Here is a 17,165-nt window from a genome sequence, read left to right on the forward strand (position 1 = left end):
GACATGAGTGCAGTGATCGATACGCATGGTCATGCCGGACACGACCATCATCACGGCCCCGCCAAGGGCCTGATGCGCTGGGTACTGACCACCAACCACAAAGACATCGGCACCATGTACCTGTGGTTCAGCTTCGCCATGTTCCTCCTTGGCGGCACCATGGCCATGGTGATTCGCGCCGAGCTGTTCCAGCCGGGCCTGCAGATCGTGCAGCCGGAGTTCTTCAACCAGATGACCACCATGCACGGCCTGATCATGGTCTTCGGCGCGGTGATGCCGGCCTTCGTCGGCCTGGCCAACTGGATGATCCCGCTGATGATCGGCGCGCCGGACATGGCCCTGCCGCGGATGAACAACTTCAGCTTCTGGCTGCTCCCGGCGGCCTTCAGCATGATGGTCAGCACCCTGTTCATGGAAGGCGGCGGGCCCAACTTCGGTTGGACCTTCTACGCGCCGCTGTCCACCACCTACGCGCCGGAAAGCGTGACTTTCTTCATCTTCGCCGTGCACCTGATGGGCATCAGTTCGATCATGGGGGCGATCAACGTGGTCGCCACCATCCTCAATCTGCGCGCCCCCGGCATGACCTTGATGAAGATGCCGCTGTTCGTCTGGACCTGGCTGATCACCGCCTTCCTGCTGATCGCGGTGATGCCGGTACTGGCCGGTTGCGTGACCATGATGCTGATGGACATCCACTTCGGCACCAGCTTCTTCAGCGCCGCCGGCGGTGGCGATCCGGTGCTGTTCCAGCACGTGTTCTGGTTCTTCGGCCATCCCGAGGTGTACATCATGATCCTGCCGGCCTTCGGCGCGGTCAGTGCGATCATTCCGGCCTTCGCCCGCAAGCCGCTGTTCGGCTACACCTCGATGGTCTACGCCACGGCCTCGATCGCCTTCCTGTCGTTCATCGTGTGGGCGCACCACATGTTCACCGTCGGCATCCCGCTGACCGGCGAGCTGTTCTTCATGTACGCCACCATGCTGATCGCCGTGCCGACCGGGGTGAAGGTGTTCAACTGGGCCAGCACCATGTGGCAGGGCTCGATGACCTTCGAGACGCCGATGCTGTTCTCGGTGGCCTTCGTCATCCTGTTCACCATCGGCGGTTTCTCCGGGTTGATGCTGGCCATCGCCCCGGCGGACTTCCAGTACCACGACACCTACTTCGTGGTGGCGCACTTCCACTACGTGCTGGTGCCGGGGGCGATCTTCGGCATCTTCGCCTCGGCCTACTACTGGCTGCCGAAGTGGACCGGGCACATGTACGACGAGACCCTCGGCAAGCTGCATTTCTGGATGAGCTTCGTCGGCATGAACATGGCGTTCTTCCCCATGCACTTCGTCGGCCTGGCCGGCATGCCGCGGCGCATCCCCGACTACAACATGATGTTCGCCAACTTCAATATGGTCTCGAGCATCGGCGCCTTCATGTTCGGCGCGACCCAGTTGCTGTTCCTGTTCATCGTCATCAAGTGCATCCGTAGTGGCCAGCCGGCCGCGGCCAAGCCCTGGGACGGTGCCGAAGGACTGGAGTGGACGGTGCCGTCGCCGGCGCCCTACCACACCTTCCAGACCCCGCCGGAAGTGAAGTGATGTGCGCTTTTGCAGGCGCGAGCTTGCTCGCGATCCGGCGTCCCCTTCGCGGGCAGGTGCGTTCCTGCGGGGATGTGCTGGCATGAACGAAAGCCTGAGCACCCGCCGCCTGGTTATCCGTCTGTCATTGGTGGTGGTGGCGATGTTCGGCTTCGGTTTCGCCCTGGTGCCGATCTACGACGTGATGTGCCAGGCCTTCGGCATCAACGGCAAGACCGCCGGTGCCTACGAGGCCGGGGAACAGGGCGTGGATGCATCGCGCCAGGTGCGCGTGCAGTTTCTTGCCACCAACGCCGCCGATATGGTCTGGGAGTTTCGCCCTATGGCCGATGAAGTGGCAGTGCACCCGGGCGACAGCACGCAGATGGTGTTCGTCGCGCACAACCCTACGGACAGGCCGATGACCGCTCAGGCGATTCCCAGCGTCGCGCCTTCCAAGGCGGCGGCGTATTTCCACAAGACCGAGTGTTTCTGCTTTACCCAGCAGGTGCTGCAGCCCGGCGAGCGTATCGAAATGCCGGTGCGTTTCATCGTCGATCGCGATCTACCGGCAGATGTACGCCACCTGACCCTGGCCTACACCCTGTTCGATATCACTGCGAGTAAACCGCCTGTAGCCCAGGTGGGCCAATAAGGAGAACAAAGATGGCAGCTCATGAGCAGTACTACGTTCCCGCCCAGAGCAAGTGGCCGATTATCGCCACCCTCGGCTTGCTGACCACGGTCGTCGGGCTCGGCACCTGGTTCAACGACCTCAAGGCCGAACGGGCCGACTCCAACGGCCCGCTGATCTTCTTCGTTGGCGGCCTGTTTCTCGCCTACATGCTGTTCGGCTGGTTCGGCACCGTGATCAAGGAAGGCCGTTCCGGCCTGTACAGCGCGCAGATGGACCTCTCGTTCCGCTGGGGCATGAGCTGGTTCATCTTCTCCGAGGTGATGTTCTTCGCCGCCTTCTTCGGCGTGCTGTTCTACGTGCGCACCTGGGCCGGGCCCTGGCTGGGCGGCGAGGGCGACAAGGGGATCGCCAACATGCTCTGGCCGGGCTTCGAGTACAGCTGGCCGTTGCTCAACACCCCGGATCCCAAGCTCTATCCGACCCCCAGCGGGATCATCGACGCCTGGGGCTTGCCCTTGCTCAACACCGTGCTGCTGGTGAGCTCCAGCTTCACCCTGACCTTCGCCCACCACGCCCTGCGCAAGAACCAGCGCAAGCCGCTGACCCTCTGGCTGGCGCTGACCCTGATTCTCGGCGCGGCGTTCCTGGTGTTCCAGGCCGAGGAGTACATCCATGCCTACACCGAACTGGGCCTGACCCTCGGTTCGGGCATCTATGGCGCGACCTTCTTCATGCTCACCGGTTTTCACGGCGCCCACGTCACCCTGGGGGCGATCATGCTGACGGTGATGCTGGTTCGCGTCATGCGTGGCCACTTCAGCCCCGAGCATCATTTCGGCTTCGAGGCGGCCGCCTGGTACTGGCACTTCGTCGATGTAGTGTGGATCGGCTTGTTCACCTTCGTTTATGTGCTCTGACACTCGCGGCAAAGCTACTTACCAGGTCACCTGGGGCACCAGTTGGCCGCTGTAGAAGCCCCAGGCAATCAGGGCGACAGTCAGGGCGGTGAGCGTGACCCGAACGGTCAGGGAATTGACCACCCGGGAAGAACGACCCTCGTCCTTGACCAGGAAGAACAAGCCGCTGAACAAGCTGACCACGGTGGCCAGTAACAAGAGGACGATTGCGACCTTGAGCATGCGTAACTCCGGGGGGAGAGGAATGTCCTGCAGATGCAGTATAACCAGCTTGGCCCGCGCTTCGGCGCGTGCGCGATGAACGCCTTTCGCCCCGGCTGGCTGCCCAGTCTGCTGGTGCTGATGCTGTTTCCCGCGCTGATCGGCCTGGGTTTCTGGCAGCTGGCGCGTGCCGAAGAAAAGCGCCAATTGCTGGCGGCCCATCAGGCCCAGCAGCTGGCCGCACCTATCGCTATCGCCGAGCTCGCAAACCTTGCGAAGCCTGCCTATGTGCGGGTCCAGCTGCAGGGCTACTTCGATGCGCAGCACAGTTTGCTGCTGGATAACCGCACCCGTGATGGCCAGGCGGGCGTCGAAGTCCTGCAACCCTTTCATGACCAGGCCAGCGGTCTCTGGCTGTTGCTCAATCGCGGCTGGCTGCCCTGGCCGGATCGCCGGATAACCCCGACTTTCGCCACCCCCGCTACGCCGCTGCGGCTGCAGGCCACGGTGTACGTGCCGCTGGGCGATGGCCTGCAACTGCAGCAGGGACCGCAGTCCAGTACCTGGCCGCGCGTGATAGGTGCGGTCAAGCCGGACGAGCTCTGGCAGCAGTTGGGGCGTACGGGCCTGCCACATGAGCTGCGCCTGGAGCCCGGCCCCGGGTCTTTGCGGGTCGACTGGCCGGTGGTCGTCATGAGCCCGGATAAACACCTGGGCTATGCTGTTCAATGGTTCGCTCTGGCAACGGCTTTGCTCGGCCTGTTCATCTATTTCGGTTTGCATAACGCGCGGGAGACTCGCCATGAACCCAGCCATCACTCTGCCTGAAGTGTCGCCCAGCCGCCGTCGCCGCGGGCGCCTGCAGCTGATCATGCTGCTCGCCGTGGTTATCGGCCCGATGATCCTGGCCAGCGCCATGTACCAGTGGCGTTTCTGGGTCCCGGAAACCCGCAGCTACCACGGCGAGCTGATCGGCAACGGCCAGACCCGCGCGGATCTCGGCGTGAGCGGCGCGCAGGAGCTGCGCTGGCAGTTGCTGGTGACAGTGGCGGGGGCCTGCGATGCGGACTGCAAGCAGCTGGTGTTTCTCGCCCGGCAGATTCATATCGGCCTCAATCGGGATACCGCACGGGCCTCCCATGCCCTGGCCAGCACCCAGCCCCTGGCCGCTGACTATGACGCGCTGCTGCATCGCGAGTTTCCGCAGTTGACCCGCTATCGACTGGAACCCCAGGCCTATGCCGAAACCGCCGGCAAAGCCGAAGGCGCGCAACTCTGGATAGTCGATCCGCATGGCAATCTGGTGCTGCGCTACGACAGCCGTAGCAAGGGCAAGGCGATTCTCAACGACCTGCGGCATTTGCTGAAGATTTCCCAGATTGGCTGACGCGCAGGATGGGGTGCCCCCATCCTGCGTCGGAACAAGGAGCTTCACGATGGGCAAACCCGGTTACCGTCTTGCCTTGTTCGCCACCCTGCTGGCGGTGGTGGTGGTGCTGCTCGGCGCCTATACCCGGCTCACCCACGCGGGGCTGGGTTGCCCCGATTGGCCGGGCTGCTACGGCTTTCTCGCGGTGCCCATGAGCGAGCACCAGCAGACGCTGGCCGAGGTGCGCTTCCCCGAGGCGCCGGTGGAGGTGGCCAAGGGCTGGTACGAGATGATCCACCGCTATTTTGCCGGCAGCCTCGGCCTGGTGATCCTGGGCCTGGCGGCGCAGGCACTGCGCCGTCGCGGCGAGCCGGGACAACCGTTGAAACTGCCGCTGTTGCTGCTCGGGCTGGTGATCCTGCAAGGGGCCTTCGGCATGTGGACGGTCACCCTGAAACTCTGGCCGCAAGTGGTGACCGGCCATTTGCTCGGCGGCTTTGCCACCCTCAGCCTGCTGTTCCTGCTGAGCCTGCGCCTGTCCGGTGCAGCCGCGCCGTTGCCCGGGCTTTCCGCGCGCCTGCGCAGCCTGGCTGCGCTCGGCCTGTTGCTGGTCATCGGCCAGATCGCCCTTGGCGGCTGGGTCAGCAGCAACTACGCGGCAGTCGCCTGCGTGGACCTGCCGACCTGTCACGGCGAATGGTGGCCGGCGATGGATTTCGCCAACGGCTTTCACCTGACCCAGCATATCGGCCCGAATTACCTCGGCGGCCAGCTCGACAGCGACGCGCGCACGGCCATCCACATGACCCATCGCCTGGGCGCGCTGGCGCTGACCCTGGTGCTGCTGTTGCTGGCCTGGCAACTGCGTCGCGCCGGCTTGTCGCGCCTGGCCGGCTTGCTCCTGCTGGCGCTCGGCGTGCAGATCAGCCTGGGTATCAGCAACGTGGTTTTCCATCTGCCCCTGGTGCTGGCGGTGGCGCACAACGCCGGTGGCGCGCTATTGCTGTTGACGATGGTGTTGGTCAACTACCGGCTGCGGGCATCTTCTGTAGGAGCGGGCCATGCCCGCGAAACGGGCGCCGCGGAATATCGCGGGCATGGGCTAGGCGCCCCCGTCGCTCCTACGGCTCTGAGCCATGAAGAGTTCCGCCGGGTGGGTTAGACGCACCGCGGCCTAATCCCACCTGGAGTCGAGTTAGACGCTGGATTACGGCCTTCGGCTTATTCCGGCTACGAAATAACAAAAAAGGAGAGACCCGATGGCTACTCTACTGCGCGAACAACATGCTCACGCCAGCTGGCGCGACTACCTGGAGCTGACCAAGCCCAAGGTGGTGGTGTTGATGCTGATCACCTCGCTGGTCGGCATGTTCCTCGCTACCCGCGCCGGCGTGCCCTGGACGGTATTGATTTTCGGCAACCTGGGCATCGGCCTGTGCGCCGGAGGGGCGGCGGCAGTCAACCACGTGGTGGACAGGCGCATCGACTCGATCATGGCGCGCACCCACAAGCGCCCGCTGGCCGAAGGCCGGGTCACCCCGCTGGCGGCGCTGAGCTTCGCCCTGCTGCTGGCGGTCGCCGGCCTCAGCCTGCTGCTGGTCTTCACCAACGAGCTGGCCGCCTGGCTGACCCTCGCCTCGCTGCTTGGCTATGCGGTGATCTATACCGGCTTTCTCAAGCGCGCCACGCCGCAGAACATCGTCATCGGCGGCTTGGCCGGCGCCGCTCCGCCGCTGCTCGGCTGGGTCGCGGTCACCGGAGAGCTGACCGCCGAGCCGCTGCTGCTGGTGCTGATCATCTTCGCCTGGACCCCGCCGCATTTCTGGGCCCTGGCCATCCACCGCAAGGCCGAATACGCCAAGGCCAACATCCCGATGCTGCCGGTGACCCACGGCGAGCACTACACCAAGGTGCATATCCTGCTCTACACCGGCGCGCTGTTCGCCGTCAGCCTGTTGCCCTACGCCATCCACATGAGCGGCCTGCTCTACCTGGTCTGCGCCATCGGCCTGGGCGCGCGCTTTCTGCACTGGGCCTGGGTGCTGTACCGTGACAGCAAACCGCACGCGGCGATCAACACCTTCAAGTACAGTATCTGGTACCTGTTCCTGCTGTTTATCGCCCTGCTGGTCGACCATTACCTGCTGCTCAACCTGTAATCGTTGGTGTCATGACCCGTACCCAGATCACCGTTTTCGTTCTCGTAGCCATAGTCGCGCTGGTGCTCGGCCTGACCGTCAACAAAGTGCTCAACAGCAAAGGGCAGAACGACCCGACCGCGCTGCTCGATGCCGGCATCGTGCTGCTGCCGCAAAGCCGCACGCTGCCCGAGCTGAGCCTGATCGATCAGGACGGCCAGACGGTCGCGGTCGACCAGCTCAAGGAGCAGTGGAGCCTGCTGTTCTTCGGCTACACCTTCTGCCCGGACATCTGCCCCGCCACCCTCGCCCAACTGCGCCAGCTGCAAGGCCAGCTACCGGAGCAAACCCGCGCCAAGCTGCGGGTGGTGCTGGTCAGCGTCGACCCCAACCGCGACACCCCGGAGCAGTTGAAGAAATACCTGGCCTACTTCGATGCCGGCTTCATCGGTCTGACCGGTGAGGAAGCCACCCTGCAGAAGTTCGCCAATGCGCTGAGCATTCCCTATATCCCGGCCGATACCAGCAAGGAAAACTATACCGTCGACCACAGTGGCAACCTGGTGATCATCGGCCCGGACGGCACCCAGCGCGGCTTCATCCGTGCGCCGTTGAACAACGCAAAACTGGCGGCACAGTTGCCGGGCTTGATCAATCCGCTGGATTGATCGATGAAAATCACTCGCCGGCGCTATTGGGCGAACAGCTGGGAAATATCCTTGAACGCCTTGAACTCCAGGGCGTTGCCGCAGGGGTCGAGGAGGAACAGGGTGGCCTGCTCACCAACCTGGCCCGCGAAGCGCACATAGGGTTCGATGACGAAGCGGGTGTGCCTGGCCTTCAGGCGCTCGGCCAGTTGCTGCCAATCTTCCCAGCCCAGCACCACACCGAAATGCGGCACCGGCACCTCGTGGCCGTCCACCGGGTTGCTGTGCGCGGCTCTTTGATAGTCCATCTGCGGCGCCTGGTGGATCACCAACTGGTGGCCGAAGAAGTCGAAGTCCACCCAGTGCGCGCTGCTGCGGCCTTCGGCGCAGCCGAATACCTCTCCGTAGAAGTGCCGGGCCGCAGCCAGGTCGTGGACGGGAATGGCCAGGTGGAAGGGGGCGAGTGCCATGGCGAGACTCCTGATGGTCAATGTCCGCTGATTCTCAGCAACAGTAATACTGATTGAAAGCGAATATCCTTGTTCGTCAGCACAAATAAAATTGATCAGTCGGGGCGGTGATGTTGCGCGAATTGAGAACCTTCGTGATGGTCGCCCGGCATGGCACCTTCGCCGCCGCCGGTCAGCAGGTTGGCCTGACCCAGTCGGCGGTCAGCGCGCAGATGCGCGTGCTGGAGCAGGGCCTGGGTGTGCGGCTGTTCGACCGTAGCGGCCGTGCCGCGCTGCTCAACGCCGCCGGTCGGCATGCCCTGCCATTGGCCGAGCAGATGCTCGCGCTCTATGCACAGATGGCCCTGCCGACTGCGGCGGCCGAGTGGCAGGGCGAGTTGAGGGTCGGCGCCATCGCCAGCGTGCAGACCGGCGTGCTGCCCGACGCCCTGCCGCGCTTTCGGGAACTGGCGCCACGGGTCGAACTGAAGCTGGTGCCCGGCGTGTCGCTCGATCTGCTGAGCCGGGTGGATGCGGGCGAACTGGACCTGGCGCTGCTGATCCAGCCGCCATTCGAGTTGCCCAAGGAACTGCTGCAAATCGGCCTGGCGCGCGAGCCCTTCGTGCTGATCACGCCCGTGAGCGTTGCCGGCGAGGACCCGCTGCAGATCCTCGCCGAGCAGCCGTTCGTGCGTTACGACCGCCGCTCTTTCGGTGGCCGCCGGGTCAGCCAGTTCCTTCGCGAGCAGCGCCTGAGCGTGCACGAGGCGCTGGAACTGGACGAGCTGGAGGCCATCGTGCGCATGGTCGAGTGCGGCCTCGGCGTATCGCTGATCCCGCGCGCCGGCTTGTGGCTGCAACGCCCGACCCAGTTGCGGGTACTCGAACTGGGCGAACTGACCTTCCACCGCGAACTGATCGCGGTGCTGCGCCGGGCGCAGCGCCAGCCGGCGCTGGACTGTCTGCTCGACTGCCTGCGCGAAACGGCAAAGTAGATCCTATATCTGCACGGCTTGCGATCTCGTAGGGTGGATGACGCTTTATCCATCCACCAAATCGCGATGGTGGATGAAAAAGGCGTCATCCACCCTACACAGTTGGTGCGCACGACCTAGGCGGCAAGAAAAAGCCCGCTGCGGGAGCGGGCTCGTGTGACTAGCGGAAAAGCGACAACTTAGAACGCTGGTACCACCGCACCCTGATACTTCTCCAGGATGAAGGCTTTGACTTCAGGGCTGTTCAGCGCCTTGGCCAGTTTCTGCATGGCGGCGCTGTCCTTGTTGTCCGGGCGGGCGACCAGGATGTTGACGTAGGGCGAGTCGCTGCCTTCGATGATCAGCGCATCCTCGGTCGGGTTGAGCTTGGCTTCCAGGGCATAGTTGGTGTTGATCAATGCCAGGTCGACCTGGGTCAGCACGCGCGGCAGGGTCGCTGCTTCCAGTTCCCGCAGCTTGATCGCTTTCGGGTTCTCGGCGATGTCTTTCGGCGTGGCGAGGATGTTGCTGGCGTCCTTGAGGGTGATGATCCCGGCCTTCTGCAGCAGCAACAGAGCGCGGCCGCCGTTGGTGGCGTCGTTGGGGATGACCACGTTGGCACCCTGCGGCAGATCCTTGAGGTCCTTGATCGTGCTCGAGTAGGCACCGAAAGGCTCGACATGCACGCCGACGACGCTGGTCAGCTCGGTGCCGCGGCTCTTGTTGAACTCGTCGAGGTACGGCTGGTGCTGGAAGAAGTTGGCGTCCAGGCGCTTCTCGGCGACCTGTACGTTGGGCTGCACGTAGTCGGTGAAGACCTTGACGTTCAGCTCGACGCCGTCCTTGGCCAGGGCCGGTTTGACGAACTCGAGGATTTCCGCGTGGGGTACGGCGGTGGCCGCCACGCTCAGGGTTTCGGCCTGGGCCGCGCTGGAAAACGCAGCGACGACGGCGATGGCGGTCAGCAATTTTTTCATCATGAAGCTCCTTGTGGGATTGATGCGGATTCGGCGGATAGCCGCGATTCAATAAAGCGCAATTATTTGCGGGTGCTGTTTATTTTCTGGAGAAGTGCACCACCAGCTTGTCGCCGGCGCTTTGCAGAATCTGCACCAGCACCAGCAGCAGGACCACGGTGACCAGCATCACGTCGGGCTGGTAGCGCTGGTAGCCGTAGCGCACCGCCAGGTCGCCGAGGCCGCCACCGCCGATCAGGCCGGACATGGCGGTGTAGGACACCAGGGTGATGGCGGTCACCGTCACGGCGGCAAAGATGCCCGGCAGCGCCTCGGGCAGCAGGGCGTTGACCACGATCTGGCGGGTGCTTGCGCCCATCGCCTGGGTCGCCTCGATGATGCCGCGATCGACTTCGCGCAACGCGGTCTCCACCAGGCGGGCGAAGAACGGCGTGGCGCCCACCACCAGCGGCGGGATGGCCCCGGCCACGCCCAGCGAGGTGCCGGTGACCAGCACCGTGAAGGGAATCATCACGATCAGCAGGATGACGAAGGGCACCGAGCGCAGGATGTTCACCAGCAGCGACAGCACGCCGTACAGCGCCTTCTGCTCGAACATCTGCCGCGGGCCGGTGAGGAACAGCAGCACGCCCAGGGGCAGGCCGAGGATCACGGTGAACAGCAGCGAGCCGCCGAGCATGCTCAGGGTGTCGAGGCTGGCGTAGCCGATTTCCGCCCAATCGACATTTGGTAACAAAGAGTGCAGCAGACGGGTCAGGGCGTCCATCAGCGCAGCACCTCCAGGTGCACGTCGGCGGCTTTGAGGCGCGCCAGCGCGGCGTCCAGGTCGCCGCCGGTCAGGGCCAGGGTCAGCTGGCCGTAGGGGGTGTCCTTGATGTGGTCGATGCGCCCGGCGAGGATGCTGTAATCCACCCCGGTCTCGCGCGCCACGCTGCCGAGCAGCGGCGCGTAGGTGGCCTGGCCCTGGAAGGTCAGGCGCAGGATGCGTCCGGCGACATGGGCGAAGTCGTCATGCAGTTCGCCTTCGTCGACCTGCTCGGCTTCCTGGACGAAGCGTCTGGTGGTGGCGTGCTGCGGATGCAGGAAGACATCGGCCACCGAGCCCATCTCGACGATCACGCCGGCGTCCATCACCGCCACGCGGTCGCAGACCCGGCGGATCACGTCCATCTCGTGGGTGATCAGGACGATGGTCAGGTTCAGCTCGCGGTTGATCTGCGCCAGCAGTTGCAGTACCGAGGCGGTGGTCTGCGGGTCGAGGGCGCTGGTGGCCTCGTCACACAGCAGGATCTTCGGCTCGGTGGCCAGGGCGCGGGCGATGCCGACCCGCTGCTTCTGTCCACCGGAGAGCTGTGCCGGGTATTTGTTGGCGTGTTCGCTGAGGCCGACCCGCGCCAGCAGTTCGGCCACCCGTGTCTCCATGGCGCTGCGCGACAGCACCCCGGCCAGCTTCAGCGGCAGGGCGACGTTGGCGGCGACGGTCTTCGACGAGAGCAGGTTGAAGTGCTGGAAGATCATCCCGACCCGCTGGCGGAAGCGTCGCAGGCCAGCCGCGTCCAGCGCGGTGACGTCTTCGCCGTCGATCTGGATGCGGCCGCCGGAAGGCTCTTCCAGACGGTTGATCAGGCGCAACAGGGTGCTCTTGCCGGCACCGGAATGACCGATGATGCCGAACACTTCGCCACGGGCGATCTGCAGGTCGCTCGGCTGCAAGGCAGGGATATCTTGGCCGTTGACGCGATACGCCTTGCGGACTTGGTGAAAGTTGATCACGCGTTAAACCTTTTGGGTTTGTCGAGCAGCCGGGTAGGCATAAAGGCGCTTAGTCTACCCGGCACTCTTTAGGCCGCAAAAATCTTTGTAGACCTATGGTTATAGCCAGATCGCATGTACATGCGCAGGGCCAAGCGCCTGCGCAGGTCGTGGCGACAGACCGCTGCCGGGCTAGCGTTGCGGGCTGAGCAACAGTTGCGGGGTCTGGTTGGGCTCGAGCCGCTGGCTCATGGCCGGGCTGAAGTCTGGGTCGAGACGTTCGATCCGCGCCTTGAGCAACGGCGCGAGCCACAGATAGTCGCCGGCCTGGCGGACCTGGATAGCCACTGTGCAGCGGCACTTGACCACCTCCGCGGCGACCGTATCGAGCAGACGGTAGAGACCCTGGTTGTCCCGGCTGTCCAGCATCGGCAGGGCAATCATGCTGCTGGGGGCGGCCGGGTCGATCAGTTGGGCGGGCGGCGCCGGCGTCTCTTCGGGCAACTGGATCGCCCTGAGCGCCGCTGCCTGACGCGCGGCGGCCTGGCGCAATTGGCGCGCCTGTTCACCCCGTGCGGCTTGGGCCTGGGCGGCTGCCTGTTCGGCGGCGGTGCTCGCAAGATCCGCCGCATCCAGCTCGGTTTGCCGAACCTGGGCAATCGCGCCGCCCAGCCCGGTGGTCAGCGCGGGAGCCTGCGGCATCAGCTGGCGCGCCTGGCTGAGGGCCTTGGCCGCACGGTCCAGATCGCCGGTCTGCAGGGCAGTTTGTCCCTGCTGCAGATAGGCCTCGGCCAGCTGGCGCTGATAGACCTCCAGGCGGGCGTCGTCGCTGGCGCGCAACTGCAGGGCGTTGAGCCGGCTTTCGGCTTCGCTCAACTGGCCGCTGGCCAGGCTCTGTTCGAGCAGGCGAAAGTCGCCGAGCAGCTCGTCGGTGGCCGCGCCGGGCTCCTGCGACGTGCTCTGGCACGCAGCCAACAGCAGCGCAAGAGCAAGGATGGAAAGACAACGTGAGGCGAACGAGATCATTACTGCGAGTCTCATGTCGGGCAAAAAACGTGCAATTCTACACCGCCGGGCCGGGCGCAACCAAACCTTGCTGCGATGGGTCGGTGGATTGCGGATGCAATCCGGGGAATCTGAGCGTACCCACGCTCTGCGTGAGTAGGCTCATCGCGGCCATGGGACTAGGCGTCCCCGCCGCTCCTACAGGATGAGTGCTGTCCTGCCGCCGCGGCGCGGTCCGCCTTAGGCCGTGCGCCGCGGCCAGGCGAAGCTGAGCAGGAACAGGCTGGCGGCCGACACCACGATCGAGGGTCCGGCCGGGGTGTCCTGGAACCACGATAGGCTGAGGCCGCCGCACACCGCGACTATGCCCAGCAGGCTGGCGCCAAACGCCATCTGTTCCGGGGTGCGCGCGTGGCGCTGGGCGGCGGCGGCGGGAATGATCAGCAAGGAGGTGATCAGCAGCACGCCGACGATCTTCATCGCCACGGCGATCACCACGGCGATCAGCAGCATCAGGCTCAGGCGGATCGCCGCCACCGGCAGGCCTTCGACCCGGGCCAGTTCCTCGTGCACGGTGATTGCCAGCAGCGGTCGCCAGAGCAGCGCCAGCAGCACCAGCACCAGGGCGCTGCCGCCGAGAATCCAGGCCAGGTCGCCGGGGCCGACGGCCAGCAGGTCGCCGAACAGGTAGCCCATCAGGTCGATGCGCACGTCCTTCATGAAGCTCAGCACCACCAGCCCGAGCGACAGGGTGCTGTGGGCGAGGATGCCGAGCAGGGTGTCCGAGGCCAGCGGCTGGCGGGTCTGCAGGGTCACCAGCAGCACCGCCAGCAGCACGCAGCCGACCGTCACCGCCAGGGTCGGGCTGACGTCGAGCATCAGGCCGAGGGCGACGCCGAGCAGTGCGGCATGCGACAGGGTGTCGCCGAAATAGGCCATGCGCCGCCAGACCACGAAGGAGCCGAGCGGGCCGGCGACCATCGCCAGGGCCAGGCCGGCGAGCAGGGCGTTGAGCAGAAAGTCAGCCATGCTTGCAGCCATCTCCGTGTACATGGGGTTGCAGCGGGCCCTGGATGTTCAGGCCGGCGCTCGGTTCGCTGACCACGGCGCCATGCAGGTCGTGCTCGTGGTCGTGGTGGTGGTGGTAGATCGCCAGGCTCTTGGCGTCCTGGCCGAACAGTTCGACGAAGGCCGGATCAAAGCTGACCTGCTCGGGGTGGCCGGAACAGCAGACATGCCGATTGAGGCAGACCACCTGGTCGGTGGTGCTCATCACCAGGTGCAGGTCGTGGGACACCATCAGCACGCCGCAACCATGGCGGTCGCGCAACTGGGTGATCAGGCGGTACAGCTCGGCCTGGCCGCTGACGTCGACGCCCTGCACCGGCTCGTCGAGCACCAGCAACTGCGGCTCGCGCAGCAGGGCACGGGCCAGCAGCACGCGCTGCAGTTCGCCGCCGGAAATGCTCTGCAAGGGGCTGTCGATCACCTGGCTGGCGCCGACTTCGGCCAGCGCCGCCTGGGCGCTGGCGCGATCGACGCCGGGCACCAGGCGCAGAAAACGCAGCACGCTGAGGGGCAGGGTGGCATCGACATGGAGTTTCTGCGGCATATAGCCGATGCGTAGTTTCGGCTTGCGCCAGACGCTGCCGCTATCGGGCTTGAGCAGGCCGAGCACGGTGCGCACCAGGGTGGTCTTGCCGGCGCCGTTGGGGCCGATCAGGGTGACGATCTCGCCGGGTTTGACGCTCAGCTGCACATCCTGCAGCACGCTCTGGCCGCGGAAGCTGACGCCAATCCCGTCGAGGCGAATCAGCGCATCGCTCATGCGGCCTCCTGGCAGCCCGCACAGAGGCCGACCACTTCCACGGTCTGCCCTTCGACCACGAAACCGACGCTCTGCGCGCCACTGACGATCGCTGCGCTGATCGCCGCGTGCTCCAGTTCGATGGCCGCGTGACAACTGCGGCAGATCAGGAACTGGCCCTGATGGGCATGGGTCGGGTGACTGCAGCCGACGAAGGCGTTGAGCGAGGCGATGCGGTGCACCAGGCCGTTTTCCAGGAGAAAATCCAGCGCCCGATACACGGTCGGCGGCGCGGCGCGGCGGCCGTCCTGTTCGCTCAACACGGCGAGGATGTCGTAGGCGCCGAGCGGCTTGTGGCTCTGCCAGACCAGCTCCAGCACGCGTTTGCGCAGGGCGGTCAGGCGCAGCCCCTGCTGTGTGCAGATGCTTTCGGCCTCGGCCAGGGCATGGCTGACGCAGTGGGAATGGTCGTGGGGACGTGAGGCGAGCGGTGGCTGAGTCATGGGCAGGGACGGCGGAGACTGGAGACGTTATTATATTACCCGTTCCTTCCAGTCCGAGTGCCCTCCGTGTTGCGTCTTTTTTCTGCTGTCAGTCTGTTCTGCGCCGTTTTTCTCACCAGCCCTGCCGCCCTTGCCGAGGTGCGCGTGCTGACCAGCATCAAGCCGTTGCAGCTGATCGCCGCGGCCGTGCAGGACGGTGTCGGCAGCCCCGCAGTGCTGCTGCCACCCGGCGCCTCGCCGCACCACTACGCGCTGCGTCCCTCCGATGTGCGGCGGGTGCGCGACGTGGCGCTGCTGTACTGGATCGGCCCCGACCTGGAAAGCTTCCTGCCGCGGGTGCTGGCCGGTCGCAGCCAGCCGAGCGTCGCCGTGCAGGACCTGCCCGGCATGCACCTGCGCCACTTCGGCGACAGCCATGCCGAGGACGATGACCACGACCAGGCCCATGACGAGCATGGCCAGGAGGTCGCCGACGAGCACGAGCATGATCAGGCCCACCGTCCCGGTGCCCTGGATGCGCACCTCTGGCTGCTGCCGGCCAATGCGCGGGTGATCGCCACGCGCATGGCCGCCGACCTGAGCGGTGCCGACCCGGCCAACGCCGCGCGTTATCAGGCCAACCTGGCCGCCTTCGGCGCCCGCCTGGAGGCTCTCGACCAGCGTTTGCAAGCCCGCCTGGGCGGCCTGGCCGGCAAGCCCTACTTCGTCTTCCACGAGGCCTACGACTACTTCGAGGCCGCCTACGGCCTCCAGCATGCCGGGGTGTTCAGCGTGGCCAGCGAAGTGCAGCCCGGCGCGCGGCATGTCGCCGCCATGCGCACCCGCCTGCAGCAGGCCGGCCCGGCCTGCGTGTTCAGCGAACCGCCGCTGCGCCCACGCCTGGCCGAGACCCTGACCGCCGGCCTGCCGGTGACCCTGGCCGAACTGGACACCATGGGCGGCGCGCTGGCAGTGGATGGCAACGGCTACGAGACCCTGCTGGACAACCTGGCCAATGGCCTGGTCGAGTGCCTGGGCGCCCTGTAAGCCTGCGCAATCAGGGGCATGTCGGCTGACGTCGGCGGCGGACTCGGGCCGTGACCGGCTTTGGCGGCGGGATCCAGGGCTGGCTGATAATCCATCAAGGCGGCCGATGCTCACCTGCGCGCGGCCCCATCCCGTAACCGTGCAAACCCGCAACCCTTGGTCGGCTGGATCACGGCGCATCGGTCCGCCACCAGGGTGCAACAGTCTTATCGGTCGAGCGCTATATCCAGTGCCTGCACTGGCCTATAGTCAGGCGTTATCAGCGCTGTCGCTGGTTCACCAGGGAAGGCCCGCATGCTGACCATTGAACGCATCTACCCCAAGCAACTCGACCAGAACAATGTCGACGACCAGAACACCCTGCGCATCCATCTGCAGCGTTATCGGTTCGCCGCGGCCTGCCTGAGCGGCGAGCGCATTCTCGACATGGCCTGTGGTTGCGGCTACGGCACCGCCTTGCTGGCCGAGTTGCACCCGGACAAGATTGTGCTGGGGGTGGACATCGACCCGGCCGCCATCGCCTATGCCGAGCAGCACTACCGCCTGCCCAACCTCAGCTACCGCTGTGCCGATGCCCAGAGCTTCAGCGCCGAGCCGCGCTTCGACAGCATCATCAGCCTGGAAACCATCGAGCACCTGCCAAACCCGCGGCTCCTGGTCGCCAACTATGCCGCGCTGTTGGCCGAGCAGGGCCAGGTGATCGCCTCGGTGCCCATCACCCCGACCCTGGACGGCAACCCGCACCACCTGCATGACTTCAGCAAAGCCTCGTTCCTCGCCCTGTTCCGCCGCCATGGTTTGCACCCGGACCAGTCTTTCGAGCAGATCCAGAGGTGGCAATTCAAGGGCTTGTTCGTCAAACGCCCGATCAAGCAGCACCGCTCCGAAGGGGTGGGCAACGCCGTGCTGCAGTACTACCGCAAGCATCCTGCGTACCTGCTGCTGCGCCTGCGCTCGATGCTGCGCTACGGCTTCAGCAATCGCTACCTGACCTGCAATTTCAGGGCGACCTGAACGCCGCTGGAGTCGTTGGGCGCGCCTGGCCGGTGCTTAAGGGCGGCAAGCTCTGTGTGCGCAGAGAGCCCCCTGCCCAGGGACACAACCAATGTGGTTGTGCCGGTTTGATGCGAATGGCTGCAAACGGCCCAGGCTGACGCTGCGTATCATCAATATCGCGGCCCTGTTGTT

The 17,165-nt window shown here is 65.2% G+C and carries 20 protein-coding genes; 11 read left to right on the forward strand and 9 right to left on the reverse strand.

All coding sequences use genetic code 11. The features are described from left to right. Positions 1–3: 3 nt before the first annotated feature. The 3 genes from ctaD to G9C89_RS12030 all read left to right on the forward strand — a co-directional run bounded on the left by ctaD (position 4) and on the right by G9C89_RS12030 (position 3,129). Positions 4–1,596: a cytochrome c oxidase subunit I gene (ctaD, locus tag G9C89_RS12020; protein ID WP_172148145.1), complete on the forward strand. Its 1,593-nt coding sequence runs from the start codon at positions 4–6 to the stop codon at positions 1,594–1,596. An 82-nt stretch (positions 1,597–1,678) separates the two neighbouring features. Beyond that, positions 1,679–2,230 carry a cytochrome c oxidase assembly protein gene (locus G9C89_RS12025; protein ID WP_172148146.1) on the forward strand — a complete coding sequence of 184 codons (552 nt, stop codon included), beginning with the start codon at positions 1,679–1,681 and terminating at the stop codon, positions 2,228–2,230. 11 nt (positions 2,231–2,241) lie between these two features. After that, complete coding sequence (locus tag G9C89_RS12030; protein ID WP_172148147.1) at positions 2,242–3,129, forward strand: cytochrome c oxidase subunit 3; 888 nt, start codon at positions 2,242–2,244, stop codon at positions 3,127–3,129. An 18-nt stretch (positions 3,130–3,147) separates the two neighbouring features. Here the strand turns inward: G9C89_RS12030 and G9C89_RS12035 are convergent, their stop codons facing one another. Next, a complete protein-coding gene (locus G9C89_RS12035; RefSeq protein ID WP_090500813.1) occupies positions 3,148–3,351 on the reverse strand; it encodes a twin transmembrane helix small protein in 204 nt (67 codons plus the stop codon). Positions 3,352–3,426: 75 nt separating this feature from the next. Here G9C89_RS12035 and G9C89_RS12040 point away from each other — a divergent pair, with 75 nt between their 5' ends. From G9C89_RS12040 to G9C89_RS12060, 5 genes are all read left to right on the forward strand, one after another. Next, positions 3,427–4,158 carry an SURF1 family protein gene (locus G9C89_RS12040; RefSeq protein WP_172148349.1) on the forward strand — a complete coding sequence of 244 codons (732 nt, stop codon included), beginning with the start codon at positions 3,427–3,429 and terminating at the stop codon, positions 4,156–4,158. Further along, positions 4,133–4,717 carry a hypothetical protein gene (locus tag G9C89_RS12045; protein WP_172148148.1) on the forward strand — a complete coding sequence of 195 codons (585 nt, stop codon included), beginning with the start codon at positions 4,133–4,135 and terminating at the stop codon, positions 4,715–4,717. The genes G9C89_RS12040 and G9C89_RS12045 overlap by 26 nt, the downstream gene beginning before the upstream one ends. A gap of 49 nt (positions 4,718–4,766) precedes the next feature. Further along, a complete protein-coding gene (locus G9C89_RS12050) occupies positions 4,767–5,861 on the forward strand; it encodes a COX15/CtaA family protein (protein WP_172148149.1) in 1,095 nt (364 codons plus the stop codon). Positions 5,862–5,958: 97 nt separating this feature from the next. Continuing rightward, a complete protein-coding gene (gene cyoE / locus G9C89_RS12055) occupies positions 5,959–6,858 on the forward strand; it encodes a heme o synthase (RefSeq protein ID WP_172148151.1) in 900 nt (299 codons plus the stop codon). Between the two features lie 11 nt (positions 6,859–6,869). After that, complete coding sequence (locus G9C89_RS12060) at positions 6,870–7,505, forward strand: SCO family protein (protein ID WP_172148153.1); 636 nt, start codon at positions 6,870–6,872, stop codon at positions 7,503–7,505. A gap of 23 nt (positions 7,506–7,528) precedes the next feature. Here G9C89_RS12060 and G9C89_RS12065 read toward each other — a convergent pair whose 3' ends face one another. Next, the gene (locus G9C89_RS12065) at positions 7,529–7,954 is read right to left on the reverse strand and encodes a VOC family protein (RefSeq protein ID WP_172148155.1); all 426 of its coding nucleotides are present in this window, start codon (positions 7,952–7,954) and stop codon (positions 7,529–7,531) included. A 110-nt stretch (positions 7,955–8,064) separates the two neighbouring features. Between G9C89_RS12065 and G9C89_RS12070 the strand changes: the two genes are divergently transcribed. Beyond that, positions 8,065–8,928 (forward strand): LysR substrate-binding domain-containing protein, encoded by an 864-nt coding sequence (locus G9C89_RS12070; protein ID WP_172148157.1) that lies wholly within the window; start codon positions 8,065–8,067, stop codon positions 8,926–8,928. Between the two features lie 179 nt (positions 8,929–9,107). On the opposite strand, the gene G9C89_RS12075 is transcribed toward G9C89_RS12070, so the two are convergent. The 7 genes from G9C89_RS12075 to G9C89_RS12105 form a co-directional block, all read right to left on the reverse strand. Continuing rightward, the gene (locus tag G9C89_RS12075; protein WP_172148159.1) at positions 9,108–9,884 is read right to left on the reverse strand and encodes a MetQ/NlpA family ABC transporter substrate-binding protein; all 777 of its coding nucleotides are present in this window, start codon (positions 9,882–9,884) and stop codon (positions 9,108–9,110) included. Between the two features lie 79 nt (positions 9,885–9,963). Continuing rightward, positions 9,964–10,650 carry a methionine ABC transporter permease gene (locus G9C89_RS12080; RefSeq protein WP_172148161.1) on the reverse strand — a complete coding sequence of 229 codons (687 nt, stop codon included), beginning with the start codon at positions 10,648–10,650 and terminating at the stop codon, positions 9,964–9,966. Next, complete coding sequence (locus tag G9C89_RS12085) at positions 10,650–11,657, reverse strand: methionine ABC transporter ATP-binding protein (protein WP_172148163.1); 1,008 nt, start codon at positions 11,655–11,657, stop codon at positions 10,650–10,652. The genes G9C89_RS12080 and G9C89_RS12085 overlap by 1 nt, the downstream gene beginning before the upstream one ends. 171 nt (positions 11,658–11,828) lie before the next feature. Continuing rightward, positions 11,829–12,662 carry a hypothetical protein gene (locus tag G9C89_RS12090; RefSeq protein ID WP_172148165.1) on the reverse strand — a complete coding sequence of 278 codons (834 nt, stop codon included), beginning with the start codon at positions 12,660–12,662 and terminating at the stop codon, positions 11,829–11,831. A gap of 219 nt (positions 12,663–12,881) precedes the next feature. After that, entirely contained in the window at positions 12,882–13,670 is a 789-nt protein-coding gene (znuB, locus tag G9C89_RS12095) for a zinc ABC transporter permease subunit ZnuB (protein ID WP_172148167.1), read from the reverse strand. Then, positions 13,663–14,469: a zinc ABC transporter ATP-binding protein ZnuC gene (gene znuC, locus G9C89_RS12100; protein WP_172148169.1), complete on the reverse strand. Its 807-nt coding sequence runs from the start codon at positions 14,467–14,469 to the stop codon at positions 13,663–13,665. The genes znuB and znuC overlap by 8 nt, the downstream gene beginning before the upstream one ends. Continuing rightward, on the reverse strand, positions 14,466–14,951 hold the full coding sequence (locus G9C89_RS12105; protein ID WP_172148171.1) for a Fur family transcriptional regulator: 486 nt from the start codon (positions 14,949–14,951) through the stop codon (positions 14,466–14,468). The genes znuC and G9C89_RS12105 overlap by 4 nt, the downstream gene beginning before the upstream one ends. Positions 14,952–15,017: 66 nt before the next feature. On the opposite strand from G9C89_RS12105, the gene znuA reads away from it, so the two are divergent. Both znuA and G9C89_RS12115 read left to right on the forward strand, forming a co-directional pair. Next, a complete protein-coding gene (znuA, locus tag G9C89_RS12110) occupies positions 15,018–15,977 on the forward strand; it encodes a zinc ABC transporter substrate-binding protein ZnuA (RefSeq protein WP_172148173.1) in 960 nt (319 codons plus the stop codon). A gap of 294 nt (positions 15,978–16,271) precedes the next feature. Continuing rightward, positions 16,272–16,991, forward strand: a complete 720-nt coding sequence (locus tag G9C89_RS12115; protein ID WP_172148174.1) for a class I SAM-dependent methyltransferase — start codon at positions 16,272–16,274, stop codon at positions 16,989–16,991. The last annotated feature ends 174 nt before the right edge of the window (positions 16,992–17,165 follow it).

This window comes from Pseudomonas tumuqii (genome assembly GCF_013184545.1).
GTDB lineage: Bacteria > Pseudomonadota > Gammaproteobacteria > Pseudomonadales > Pseudomonadaceae > Aquipseudomonas > Aquipseudomonas tumuqii.